Origin of the sequence: Nostoc sp., from assembly GCF_036917195.1 — a bacterium.
Taxonomy (GTDB): Bacteria; Cyanobacteriota; Cyanobacteriia; order Cyanobacteriales; family Nostocaceae; genus Nostoc.
Genome location: NZ_JBALDG010000097.1, coordinates 1 through 13,127, shown reverse-complemented (window position 1 = coordinate 13,127; position 13,127 = coordinate 1). Strand labels below are relative to the sequence as shown.

The 13,127-nt window shown below is 41.4% G+C and carries 12 protein-coding genes; 4 read left to right on the top strand and 8 right to left on the bottom strand.

What is annotated here, in order from left to right; genetic code table 11:
* Positions 1 to 151: 151 nt before the first annotated feature.
* The 3 genes from V7K40_RS32610 to V7K40_RS32600 all read right to left on the bottom strand — a co-directional run bounded on the left by V7K40_RS32610 (position 152) and on the right by V7K40_RS32600 (position 4,689).
* The gene (locus tag V7K40_RS32610; protein WP_334967017.1) at positions 152 to 868 is read right to left on the bottom strand and encodes a 2OG-Fe(II) oxygenase; all 717 of its coding nucleotides are present in this window, start codon (positions 866 to 868) and stop codon (positions 152 to 154) included.
* Between the two features lie 43 nt (positions 869 to 911).
* Positions 912 to 1,913: an iron-siderophore ABC transporter substrate-binding protein gene (locus V7K40_RS32605; RefSeq protein WP_334967016.1), complete on the bottom strand. Its 1,002-nt coding sequence runs from the start codon at positions 1,911 to 1,913 to the stop codon at positions 912 to 914.
* 85 nt (positions 1,914 to 1,998) lie between these two features.
* Positions 1,999 to 4,689: a TonB-dependent siderophore receptor gene (locus tag V7K40_RS32600; protein WP_334967015.1), complete on the bottom strand. Its 2,691-nt coding sequence runs from the start codon at positions 4,687 to 4,689 to the stop codon at positions 1,999 to 2,001.
* 678 nt (positions 4,690 to 5,367) lie between these two features.
* Between V7K40_RS32600 and V7K40_RS32595 the strand changes: the two genes are divergently transcribed.
* The 3 genes from V7K40_RS32595 to V7K40_RS32585 all read left to right on the top strand — a co-directional run bounded on the left by V7K40_RS32595 (position 5,368) and on the right by V7K40_RS32585 (position 7,344).
* Positions 5,368 to 6,279, top strand: a complete 912-nt coding sequence (locus V7K40_RS32595) for an extracellular solute-binding protein (protein WP_334967014.1) — start codon at positions 5,368 to 5,370, stop codon at positions 6,277 to 6,279.
* Between the two features lie 289 nt (positions 6,280 to 6,568).
* Entirely contained in the window at positions 6,569 to 6,868 is a 300-nt protein-coding gene (locus tag V7K40_RS32590) for a hypothetical protein (protein ID WP_334967013.1), read from the top strand.
* A gap of 320 nt (positions 6,869 to 7,188) precedes the next feature.
* Positions 7,189 to 7,344, top strand: coding sequence for a hypothetical protein (locus V7K40_RS32585; protein WP_334967012.1), 156 nt, complete (start codon positions 7,189 to 7,191; stop codon positions 7,342 to 7,344).
* Positions 7,345 to 7,452: 108 nt separating this feature from the next.
* On the opposite strand, the gene V7K40_RS32580 is transcribed toward V7K40_RS32585, so the two are convergent.
* From V7K40_RS32580 to V7K40_RS32560, 5 genes are all read right to left on the bottom strand, one after another.
* Positions 7,453 to 8,199: a TonB-dependent receptor gene (locus V7K40_RS32580; RefSeq protein ID WP_334967011.1), complete on the bottom strand. Its 747-nt coding sequence runs from the start codon at positions 8,197 to 8,199 to the stop codon at positions 7,453 to 7,455.
* The gene (locus V7K40_RS32575) at positions 8,162 to 8,611 is read right to left on the bottom strand and encodes a hypothetical protein (protein ID WP_334967010.1); all 450 of its coding nucleotides are present in this window, start codon (positions 8,609 to 8,611) and stop codon (positions 8,162 to 8,164) included. Before V7K40_RS32575 ends, V7K40_RS32580 begins: the two co-directional genes overlap by 38 nt.
* Positions 8,612 to 8,965: 354 nt before the next feature.
* Positions 8,966 to 9,217: a hypothetical protein gene (locus V7K40_RS32570; RefSeq protein ID WP_334967009.1), complete on the bottom strand. Its 252-nt coding sequence runs from the start codon at positions 9,215 to 9,217 to the stop codon at positions 8,966 to 8,968.
* A complete protein-coding gene (locus V7K40_RS32565; RefSeq protein ID WP_334967008.1) occupies positions 9,211 to 9,423 on the bottom strand; it encodes a hypothetical protein in 213 nt (70 codons plus the stop codon). Before V7K40_RS32565 ends, V7K40_RS32570 begins: the two co-directional genes overlap by 7 nt.
* 692 nt (positions 9,424 to 10,115) lie before the next feature.
* Positions 10,116 to 10,457 carry a helix-turn-helix domain-containing protein gene (locus V7K40_RS32560; protein ID WP_334967007.1) on the bottom strand — a complete coding sequence of 114 codons (342 nt, stop codon included), beginning with the start codon at positions 10,455 to 10,457 and terminating at the stop codon, positions 10,116 to 10,118.
* Between the two features lie 311 nt (positions 10,458 to 10,768).
* On the opposite strand from V7K40_RS32560, the gene V7K40_RS32555 reads away from it, so the two are divergent.
* Entirely contained in the window at positions 10,769 to 13,012 is a 2,244-nt protein-coding gene (locus V7K40_RS32555; RefSeq protein ID WP_334967006.1) for a hypothetical protein, read from the top strand.
* Positions 13,013 to 13,127 lie beyond the last annotated feature (115 nt).

Sequence of the window (13,127 nt, the reverse complement as noted above, 5' to 3'; positions counted from 1 at the left end):
ATTTTCACTCTTTTGTTAAGAAAGATGTGACTAATGCATAGCATTTCATTTTCTGTAAATGAGAGTAAATTCATAATTTTTGATACAAAAATATTACCAGCTATCGATAATTTTACCAAACCAGTTGGTAATAAAACTTTGATTAATATTACTATTTTTTGAGCTGCTCATTGTTGTTAAGATACTTCAGATAAATCTCACGATCATAAAATCTCACCATAAGATGCTGTCTTGGTCGAGGTGCAAGAGGTGAAATAGGAGCGACTACGTGCCAAGCATTATGTTCACATACAAAAAGAACTGAGTTACCTAACTGTGGTGGAATTTCTTGAAATACAGATTCGCGCTGCTCATTTGTTAAAATCTGAAGACTTCCCCCCCAGTTGGTATTATCCCAATCTTCACTGAAATAGAATAAGTGAGTCAGAGCCATTCCTGAGTCTCTATTGTTTATAAACCATGAGTCCTTATGAGGTGCTAAATCTTTGTTTACTGTGCTATCTAATTGAGATAACGAAATACGAATTATGTGTCCATCTAGATTTAATCCGGTTAGTTTTGCAACAGCTTCTCGATAAGGGAAGCTTACTAATTCGTCAACCAGAGTTTGCCAAATACTGCTCAAATTTGGACTAGGATGAATATAATATTTATTTTTGACAGTATCGAAAAACTTTTCTACGTTTGTTACTACTTCTGCCCCTTGATCCAAAATCATTCTGTTGCGGAATTGTTCTCGATGTTTATCATATTCAAAAGTATTGAGTAACTCCAGAAGCTCTTGTTTGGGTATGAGATTGTTAAAGAAAATCCAATGATAAGGATATTCTTGCATTACACCATTGCGAATCGCATCTAAATTAAGCATTTCAGTACTCCTTTTATTAAGAACTTCCAACTAATCCACTGGACTACTTAACTAAATATCGAAATAAATCGTCAATAACTCGGTTGGCTGATATTGGTCCATTCCCAACCCAATAAACACCGACTATGAACACCTGGTTTTTCTGCACAACTTTTAACTTAGACCACAATGGAGACGCTCTTAGTTGTTCTAATGCTGGGTTTAAATCTTGATCGCCCACTGTATCTTGTACAAATAGAAATAAGATATCCCCATCAATCTCATGCAGTAGTTCCCTTGAAACAGGAGAAAAAAGACTGTACCCGAATCTGCCAAGACTTGCTTGAACATCGAACAACTGATTTAACGGACGTTTAATACCAGCATCATTGAGAATGACTCCGGCAAGAGTAGCCTTCTGGAGCAGAAAAAGCCCCGACTCACGCAACATACAGACCGAGACAACCGTAGTTTGTTGATCGCGACCCATCCCAGCTTTGACCTGAGCTAGACGTGCATAGTAGTTAGCCATAATCTGCTGTGCCGACTGAGTTTTTCCTAGAGCATCAGCAGTAAAGGCTAAAAACCCCTTCCAAGGTGTAAGGGGATCGAAAGTAGCCAAAACTGTTGGTGCAATATGGGATAATAATGGGTAAATGTTTTGATGGGATCTATAGCCCAAGATTAAGTCTGGCTTAAGTTGCAAAAGCTTTTCTAAATTGGGAGAAAAAGAATTTATGTCCTCAATATTTTCCAGATTGCTCACTAATTGCCGCAACTCTAAGACAGCTAGCTTTGGGGCAGCGATCGGCTTAACTCCTAAGGCAAAAGCAGGTTCTAATAAACCGTTAAACAGAATTGCTACCCGTTGAGGATGGGCAGGAACTACCGTTTCACCCATGATGTGTTTGACTACGCGGACATCTACAACAGATGATGATTTAGTCAACGGGCTGTATATAGTTTGAGAGGAGCTGCAAGCAGATAGTGTAAAAAGCAGCAAAATTGCAATTAGGACTCGCCGCACCTGGTGCTTTTCCACGTAAACGCGATCGTTCTCATTCATTATTACTCGAACTAGAGGACTGATGATGCTGTTCGCCGCTCTTTGTAAAAAATAGAAGAGGAAGAACTCATAAGCAGGAATTTCTTTAGAACTGCCACTTCAAACTCGCCTGAACCTCAAACGGCGTACCTGGATAAACACGTAGATTACTGTTGGCTGATTCATAGTAGTCAAGGTCAAACAGATTTTTGAAGTTGAGTCCAATACTGACATCGTTGCGTCGGTAGTAAAGAGCCGCGTCAACGGTTACATAGCTCGGTAGATGGAACGAGTTTTGTAAATCACCTTCCCTGTCGCCCACATAGTTAACGCCCAAACCACCCCCAAACCCTCGCAGGCTGCCTCTAGGAATGATGTAAGTTGTCCACAAAGAGGCACTATTTGTGGGAACGTTATTGAGCAAGTTTCCGACTCTGTATCGGTTGTCAGTAGTACTAGTAATCCGGGCATCGGTATAACCGTAGAAGCCAATAATATTCCACCCTGGAGCCAGTTCCCCTGTAACACTCAGTTCAACACCCCGACTCCTCTGTTCCCCTGTCTGGATGTTGTAGAGCAAATTGTTGGGATCTGGCGTTGTCAAATTTGTGTAGGTAATTTGATACAAGGATAGGATAGTAGATAGTTTTTGATTGAGCAAGTCTGCTTTCACACCCACTTCATATTGAGTGCCACGACTCGGCTTAAACGGATTGGCTTGTGCATCAGTACCGATCGCTTGCGTAAAAGATTTGCTGTAGTTGGCGTAGATAGATACAGGCGGTAGGGGTTGATAAACGATGCCAACGCGAGGGCTAAACGCCGAGTCGGATTGATCGGTGACTAGTGAGTTGATCAAGTTTTCAGTGTAAATCTCTACTAAGTCAAAGCGACCCCCCACAAGCACCTTTAGGCTGTTAGTCAGTGCTATCAAGTCTTGAGCATAAAATCCGGCGACGTCATTCCTTGTTTTCCGGTTGGAGGCACTACCAGGGATAATAGCTCCAGGCTTCTGTCCATACTCTGGGTCGAAAAGATCCAGTGTACCGATTGTCTGCGAGAACCCCTGGTTGTGGAATTGAAGAAAGCGGTAAAACTCAACACCAGCCAGCAGTTGGTGCTGTATGCTGCCAGTTTTGAATTTGCCATCCACATGAGTGTCTAGATTATATTGGTTGTTATCAATTTCCAAGGAGGTACTATATTGTCGAGTTAAGGTGCGGTCGTTTGGTCGTAGGGCGAGAGGTAGGGCACTCAGTAGGTAGGGATTGCGTCCAAACTCGAACCGAAAGGCATTATGCAAAGTCCAATTGTCGTTAAAGGTATGCTCGAAGTCATAGCCGATGTGACCAATGGTACGCTTGGCTGTGTCCGTTGGCTCCCCTAAATAACGGTTGATGGGAATTTTCCCGTTCGGATTGGGCAGTACGCTTCCGATAGCGGGTAGACCAATTTCATTACTAGAAATACCCTGTACCTGTTGATAATCCGCATCAAAAACGATCCTAGTATCTTTTGCTGGTTGCCAACTGATGACTGGTGCCACTAGAAATCGCTCTTCGTGCAGAAAATCGACAAAGCTATCTGTACTTCGGTAAGCAGCATTCAACCGATAGGAAACTTTTCCATCCGTTGTTAAGGGACCAGATAGATCAAATGAGGGTTCATAGAAGCTGTAAGAGCCGACTTTGAACTGTACTGCGTAATAGGGCTGCTGGAGGGGTTGTTTGGTGATAAAATTAATCGCACCGCTTGGTGTCCCCTCGCCGTAAAGTACTGATGCAGGTCCACGTAGCACCTCTATCCGTTCTATATTAGCCAGGTTAGTCGTTCCGCCACCAGTAAATATATTATCCCTCAAGCCGTTCCTCAAGAAATTGTTATTATTGACGCTGAAGCCCCGAATAATAACGATATTGTCAGTGTTGCGACTTGGTAATCCGCCGCGTTGTACGCCAGCATCTCTAAGTACCTCCCCAGAAAAATCTGCTGCCTGGTCTTCAATCACTGCCCTTGGAATTACCTGAATCGATTGAGGAATGTCCCGTTTCGGTGTATTCGTTCTTGTTGCCGTAGTCGCATTACTTACGTTGTAGCCTGTATCAGGGGGTGCTATCACCTCTAATTCAATCGGTGCTTGATTTTCACTAGATGACGGTTTTTGCTGTAGCGGTACTGGTTGCTGTGCTATGGATGTGGTACTTGTCACCCCAAACACCAAACCTTCATTACTATCAAACAACTCCACTGTTGGCGCAAGAGCTTCACCCGTCACTGTAACTCGAATCCGGTTAGCATCGACATTGGTAACAGTCACCTCACTAATTCCCGGTACTGGCTTTGATTGCCGAAAGGCATTGCCACTAGTCAAGCGCAACTGAGCGTTAGGGATGTCTGCAACATAGGAATTACCCTCAGTTTTGGGAGTAACTTGCAGGCGCTCGCTTTTACTACTAGTCTCTAAAATCACCTCTAAACCCTTATTTGTACTATTCACCTTCACACCCGTTACTGATATAACTTCTGTTGAGGTAGTGGGTATCGGTGACGACTGTACTAACTTTTGGTTATCAATGAGCGGATGCTCTATTTGGTTGAAACTGCAAATTTCTCTAACAGGTGCAAGAGACCTTGTGATTGTTTCTTGAGGTAATAGTTGCTGGTTACTAACTGGTATTTCTGCTACTCTTACAGCAAGAGCGTTAACGCGCAGAGGCTTGTATATAAACATCAGCATCACTGAACCTATCAGTAATAGACTCTGTAAGAAAAAATAGTGTAATTCCCCTGGCTTCATTAAATCTTCCTCAAACACACTTAATCATCTGTCCCTCACCCACATCTAGTTAAGGTATAAAGGGTAAGTGGAAAACCTATTACCCTTTATCCAAAACCCGATAACAACTTCACCCCAAAATTCATGCTCCTTGAATTGGAGGTTATTGCAATAGGTAAGTCATTTAACCTAGTCTGAATATTACCAACTTAGTGAGTAAAAACCAAATAAATTTTTGAATGCAAATCTCAAAAATAGTATTTTAAATTTTGCTGCACGACATGATAAACTGATTATTGGGCTACTAAAATCCAGTATTCAAGCCGTTTTTAATTAAAATTCTCTCAGAAATTGCTGTGAGGTTGACCCAAGTCTTTTGTCAGAGGATCTTTACCAAGCGCAGCACTAATTAACCAATATTATTGGTAATATGATCACAATATGATTCACATATTTATCAAGAAAGGCGATCGCTTATTTAAGAAAAGTCTTTGGATGTGAGAACTCAAAAGTTTAACTCGAAAGCAAGTTGCCAGGATCAGCCGCTTTGCTCTGGTCAATTCATGTTAAATCAGGCAAGTGCCGCTACAAAAAGACAGAGGTTTAAAGCTGATGTTTAGAAACTTTAAGCCAGTAAGAGACAATACCGACATTTTTGAAGTAGCTGCATAAACACTACCATCAACTAACAGGATTTCTATGACTTCAGACAGTTTTAATACAAGCGAAAGGGTCAATGTTGCCTATGCAGGCTCACTAGTCAATTTGATAGAAAATAAGCTAGCTCCAAACTTTGAAAGAGCAACTGGGTATAAATACCAAGGTAAAGCAGCAGGTTCAACTGTACTGGCTAACGCGATTAGGGATAAGATTATTCAGCCAGATGTCTTTATTAGTGCTTCGACTAAAGCTTACGAACGACTTTCAGGAGCAGCTAACGGCAAGGAAGTGAAGTGGAGCTTAGTTTTTGCCTCCACATCAATGGTAATCGGCTATAGCCCTGTGAGTCAATTCATTGATCGATTTAATCCCGAGGTTGCTGGTACAGTTCCCTGGTACCAAGTACTTCAGCAGCCAGGAGTGCGATTGGGCAGGACAGATCCTACTCTTGACCCGAAAGGGGTGTATACTATTTTGGTCATGCAACTAGCTTCACTTTACTACAATCAATCTGACATCAAACAGACAATTCTCGGTTTGGACATAAATCAAACTCAGATATTTCCCGAAGCGGATTTGGTTGCATACTTAAAAGATGGCAATCTGGATGCCGGATTCTTTTACCTAAATGAAGTTTTGGATGTAGATTTACCTTATATTAGTCTGCCAGCAGAAATTAATCTGGGCGATCCCAACCATTCAGACTTTTATCAACAAGCTCACTACCAGGATGCTCAAGGACAGACGATTGCTGGTGAGCCTATCCTTTACAGTTTGACCATCCCAACAAAAGTTGAGAACTACGTAGGAGCGGTGGAATTTGTCAAATACTTGCTTGGAAGTAACGGGCGTCAATTATTGCTTGAAGACGGCCTATCAATGATACCGCTTCAGGTTGATGGCGATCTCTCATCTGTTCCGCAAGAACTGTTAAACTTTCTGAGAATGTAAGAATCGCTGCAAGCCGTTAGGCGATCGCCTGGGTGATTTGGCAAACATTGTTCTACTACCAAGTTCTGCCCGTACTGGTACTAATTGGATTACCAATCTAAAACAGGTTTAATGATTTTTTGAAAACTCAACAAACTGATGAGTAACAATACCTTCGCCAATTTACGAGGCTGAGTTGATGTATCAAGGGACTTGCAGAAAAATAAAATACCAGCCATTCTTCTAAAAGATAGGAAGCGCGGATTTACCCGCGCCTGGTCTAAATCTTTAGAATGGGAATCCCAGGTTCATGCTCACCGACACCATCAAATCTACCTTTAAAGATGCAGCGCAGAAACTGACTGGCAATCGCAAACGAGACTTTATGGCAAAAGTTACTGAAGATTACTTCGATAGTTCAGCCCGCAAAGCAGAAACGGTTTTGGGATGGAATCGCCAGAGTGTGCAACTCGGATTGCATGAAAGGCGAACGGGGATAGTCTGTATAGATAACTATCAGGAACCTATCCCACTAATAATATTTCTGCTAAAAAGCTTAAGCTTTTTGAGAACAGAAGATGAAAAATTAAGGTTTTCAAGCACATTTTAAGAAAAGAAGTTAGGTTTTTTTAAATAGTGGGATAGGTTCAGGCAAGAGGACGGCACAATAGTGTTGAAATTCTGCCCAACTTAGAAGTAGATATTCGTTCATTGGTGGATGCCCAGTCCCAGGCAGACCCAAAATTTCAATCAACCTTTCTATATGCCCGCATCAGTGCTAGAGCAGTACGAGAGGCATTGGTGAGTGAAAAGGGATACGACGGGAGCGAATTGTCATCTCGTCAAACCTTGGGAGAGATTCTTAATCGCTTGGGGTATTGCCTAAAAAAACACAAAAAACCAAGCCATTGAAAAAAATTTCGCAAACTGATGCCATATCCCTTGAATGTGTTGCGGGAGAATCAGGCATCAGATGAAAATCCTAAATCGTTGCAAGTATCTATAGATACTAAAGCCAAGGTGAAGATTGGTAACCTTTCCAGAGACGGTAAAGCTTGGACACTGGAGGCACCAAAATTTTTATAGGCTCTTATTTTGGCAAAGGTATTGGAGTAAGGAACGTTTTTTCCCTATCTTGAACCTGAAAACCCAGTTTCGCTTACTTGAGAGTAGAACTCTAACTCTGTGGGTGTATCATACTTGGCCAGTGTTAATTCTGCCCACATAATATAAACCCAAACCTGCGCCAAACCCTTTGAGTTTTCCTTTAGAAATAATGTAAGTCGTCCAAAGACTGGCTATATTTTGCGCTGCTCCGGGGAGTTGTTTGCCGACAGGGATGGAATTATCTTCGGTAACGCGGGGATCGGCGTATGCATAGGAAGCAATCACATTCCAACCTGGGGATATTTCACCCGTAACAAACAACTCAACACCTTTGCTGTTTGCCTCACCTACAGGGATAGCAAATCCAGAATTATTGGGGTCATTTGTGAGGATATTAGATTGGGTAAGGTCGAATAGAGCTAAATTTACCGAAAGTTTATCACCAAGTAAATCTGCTTTAGCACCGACTTCGTATTGAGTTCCGCGCTCTGGTTGAAATGGCTGCCCAGTTGCGGTTACTCCAGTCTGGGGAATGAAGGAGCGGGCATAGCTAGCATACAGAGAAATTGGTTTAATCGGTTGATAGACAATACCCACACGAGGACTAAATGCTTGGCTTGAGAACTCGCTTGAGGTTGAAGCAAGTTTGTCACGATCCGTTTGTCCTGTCCAATCATAACGTCCGCCCAAAACTAGTTTGAGGTTTTGAGATAGGGCGATTAAATCTTGAGCATACACACCCAGGTTATCGGCAATGGTTGAATATTTGGATTGCAGCAATTCCAAATTCAAAAATTTAAGAGGAATCAGTGGACGGAGAGAGTGGTGAGTCATTGAGCATGAAGTCAATTAAATGCTGCCAACTGTCAAACAGCAAATACTTGGTGAGGGTGAGTTCGCACCAATTGACTCCCAAGGTGGGTTGGGTGTCTTTTAAGGGAATCTCATTGACATAGCGATAGCGATAAATTTCTTTGCAGCGCTTGTGCCATTGGCTGATTTCTAAGGTCTTGACTTTTCCAACCCAAGAGACGTAGTCTAACCAGTCATAGAGGGCGGTGTGGGATTCGGGTAGCCAAGTGAAAATGAAATTCATCCCTGATTCCAGGCAATGTTCAACCATCAGTTGACGACTATATAGGTCATCCCCCAAAAGCGTCACGGGTTGACCTTGGAATTCTGGGGCATAGTTACTTATCCATCGTTTGGCGGCTGCCACTTGAGAAGGACAGTTTTTCTGACCCATCTTGGCAAGTAATAAACTCAGGTACTAAGGAAATCACTTGGGACTGACCTGGTGCGACAATTACGGGGAGAATTGCGCTATGAAAGTAAGTGACAGTGCCGTTTTTATCAGTGCGACTTGAACAATACTTACAGTGGATCGTTTCAGAAGTAAAATACTGAGTACCGTCTAACGTCACCAATAGATGTCCGCCCAGACAACACTGATAGGGCTTTAAATATCCTTCCCTGTGTAATCTATGGTAAACCCAAGTGAACACCCGAAATAATCCCTTGGTTGCAATCTCGTCCAGAATATTCCGAATTTGAGGCGTAGTGGAATTCCTGTTAAACCAAACAACCTTTGGGCATTATCTTACCCACAACGATTATGCATCTGGCGCTGATGTTCCAAAAATGATTCGTACTGTATGAAAAATACTGAAAATGCCTCTAGTACAGTATTTTTAATGCTATAGCGCGTCGCATTACTGGCAAGCCTTGGGTCTTTGATTTCTGCGATCGCTCTAGTGAGAAATCCCAGCATTACTCCAAAACTCAGTGTCATCGGCTCCATCTCGATGCCCTTGAAGAAATACTCCTTCATCCTCAAACTAAATTCTACCATTTGTCTAAATTTGAATTTGGAATTGCTAGGCGTGTTGGGAGTTTTTCACAGACTTGTTTTAATTGTGCTACTGCTTTTTCAATTGGGTTAGTAAAACTGGTAATGCGTTCATGTAATAGGGGTAATGCCCAACTTCCTTCTACTTGTGGAAGCCAAACGATAGTACTATAGCCTTCTGCCGAAGTTACTGGTTTTGAACCGGACATTGACTGTGCAAGATGTTCGTAGGTACGTTCTTTGAGGGTGAAAGCTTCCAGTCAAGGCCAAGCTGTATGGTCTCCAGCTAAAACAATTTGCTCTGTGTGCGGAATTTGTTGAATGTAAGATTCCATCAACTTTTCTCGTGGTGGCTTACTGTTTGATAAACTTTCATAAAGACTCGACTACCTTCGTCGAAATACTGGACATAAAGATAATTCCACGAATGATTTTACACTCCATGTAATTATTACTGCATCTATCAAGTCGAATAGAGCATCTCTACCGTTACCCAGAATGGTGTATGCACCTTGTCGAAATTCAGTAGTTCACAAACTTTCGGAAACTGACTATCAAATCAAACCTAAATAAAATTAAAACTGAAGAATTATTAAATCCTGATGAAGAAAAAGTTAAGATTGTTTTATCTACTATTTAAATAATAAAGTTATTTATTTCTCAATTTTTAATTATCTCTTAACTGTAAAATAAAATATTTTTTCTATAAGTATTATGATATAAGTAAGTGGGCGGGAAAAATCTCAAGTATGTAACGAAAAGTTAACTAAAGAGATTAGAGTTAAATTTAACACGTTGCGTATTGTAGTTTCCTCTTTCTGGCTCGTTTCCAAATTACCCCCTTTTTTTGAGTACCCGTCTTAATCTGTCGGGACTTAGTTGAATTTGGCGGTAAGCGAAGCTATGCCGAAGGCTTATTGCTCTCTAAGTTTTGAGCTAATTGAAGGCTGTTATACCTACGTGGTTCTTTTTTGAGGCATTCTTCCAAAAATACTATGTCCTCTTCCTTGTACTTTGTCTTTCCCCCTCGACCTGGCAACTCCCAAAGTCCTTCTATACCTAGTTTTTGCCATTTATGTAAAACCTCTCTGACTGTTTCTGGATTCCAGTTAAAGTGAGCAGCTATTTTCTCGACGTACCAGCCATATACATTTAACCTGATTATCTCTGCTCGGTCTTTGACTTTCTGCGGTGCATCCGCATTTCTTAAGTTTAATAGAGTTTTATCTTGATCGCGAGTCAAAAACACTCAAAAACTACGCGCCCATATCTTAGTCACCTCGGTAGATACATTCTCCGTATTTATTTATCTTTACTTTACATAGTTTACTTTTTTCGCGCCGACTTACTTAAACTTAAATCTAGCAAAACTTTGATCCATAGAGTAAACTCACTTGAATTATATAAATTATGTAATAACAAGGTTTTGGAATACGTATTACACAACTCAAAGGTTATTTTGTCAATTTATCAGGTTCTCGTGATGCAAAATTAGATGAGCTCATCCTGGTACACTAGCTAACAAAATACTCAGAATTAGGAGAGTCTTTTCAGGTGGCAATTTGGTTCCCGGGTTTAGGAAATATTATCCCTGAAGTCATGACTGCTTTGCTCATGGCATCTATCGGAGTAGAGCATTTGGGGCTTTCTCTTACGTGTTCACTTTTTTTCGTGAACGCGGTGCTTCTCAGGTTTATTTGGAATAGTTCAATTTTGATTCATGGCTTCGGGCATGTTCTTTTAACCGCTACTCTTGACAAAAGACTTTCCTTTATTAAAATTTCAAACATACTGGAAAATAGAAATCTGTTTAATACTTTAAGGTCGTTTATACCTTTTAGCCCAGTATTTATTCCTTTTATCAATAGTGGGTTTTACCCCTGGGTTGCAGCGGGTAACGCCACTACATGGACTATACGACTCAAGGCATTGAGTGGCATACTGTTTAATATTATTGCCCTGGCAATAGTACCTTTATTTTTATCTAAAAGCCTTGATTTCATTTTGAAAGAACATGGCAATACAGGCGTTTTTCTCAGTCAGTTTTTAATAAAAACCTTTGTAGGTGCTAATCTTTTGACAGTTTTTAGCTCTTTGTCGGACATCGTGGCTTTCGTGAAAGGATCAGCCGATTATTTCAATTGCGGTAACTTTGGATTTTTAGGTAAACGGAACCCTGATGATGGTCAAGAGCTTCTACCGCAACGAGTTGTGGAAATGTTTCATAAAATGGGTCGCGAAACTGAAATCCGCGGTGAGCAAGCTGGGGGGGGACTTGTTCTTGTACAAAACAAAGATAACCAAGCAGTATTTGTTGGGAAAAAAATTCTAAATAAAAAGAGAGACAACCTAACAAAATCGCTAGAAGCAGCTTTTGCCACTGTAAGACGCCAAGCTGTGTCGGCAGGTGCAAAGGCACTAGAACCAGTCGTGATAGGGGTATGGCATTATCGCTATGCAACTAGTAGTCCGCCCTCGGCTCTTGAGACGCATTGGCATGAGTGGATTCCAGCAACACAAGCGGCTGTTTGGCGAATTGAAAACGGCAAATGGTTACGCGAAAGAAAAAACGTAAATCACCGCATCACCCATAACGGAGACTTTGACGCTTGGACGATCTTTAACAAACCTATTGAAAATACTAAGTTAGGTCTGTGGCTTGAAAGAGTGTTGTATACAACCAATTCCACGACTGGGGACTCCCCTAAAATCGCCGGAATGATGGACCTATTAATCACTCAGGGGATGTGGTACAACTCAGTGAGACTAGCCTATCAGCTTGAAGTCGCCGAGTCCATTAAGGAGGCTTTTGGAGGACAAGAGCCTTCTAAAGATGCGCCCAACACAGCCCCTTCTAAGCAAGATATAAGTGACTGGGCTGAGATATTTGAAACGGTCTTTCAAAAGCATACTGAAGTGATGGTCTTCCTAAATGCGCGCTCTGATTTGGCGACGTTCAAAGAGGACTTAAGCATTTTTGAAGAGGACGTTCTACAAGAAATCAGTAAGAACATTTTGATAAACCAATGGACTCAGAAGAAGAGGACTGCTTTTGTGAGAATAGCGCTTGATGCTTTTCTTCACAATGATTTATATCGCGCAACGAAAATATTTATGTCGAGAGCTCATGGCAGTTTCGGACTTGTAACAGTTTCAACACTACAAGAAGAGAGCCTTGTGCTTAGTTCCAAAGGTCAACCCATTTCAGTCGGTTTCAATTTGCTGGAAGCGTACATGGTTTACGCATCAGAGCCAGCCGCTGTCGATGCTATTTTGTCGGGCAGTACTGAGTCTCATCGTTTGGATTTGAATCAAAAAACGGGAGAAATTGCTCTGGTGGGTGCTAACAATATCACTGTCTATTCGATGATAGAAGGCCGCGAACTTCTTGGATCAGAACTAAAGAAAAGATGGACGCCTATGCAAGGTAATCCATACATTCAACTATCTAAAGCCGATACCAAAGACCCGGTCGAAAGTGATATCAAGGATATTTCGCCTATATTCCAAGACATAGAGGCGGCATGGAAAAATCCGTCGTCTTTTAATCGTCAAAGCGCAGAATATTTAACAAGTCTCCTAATCGAAAAGGCTAAGCATTTTGAAGCAAAGAGAAAAAAAATGAGCGAAGCAGGATTGACAGGCGAATCAGAACAGTTGCAGACTGTTGATCTTCTAATCATTGGTATTGAGAGTAGCCTGTGGCTGGGTGAAAGATTCGCCCAAGATTTAAAAACAATATTTCCCTTATTGAATAGACCTCTTGCAAAAAAGTTTTGTGGTATTGTTAGGGATTAATTAAATATAAGATTTACTAGCTGTGTGAAGTTCGTGATTATAAATCCCAGCGATTAAGTGACAGCGCAATCCAAAACGTTTCCTACGATTACGGTAGCGCTGACTCAAAATCCGA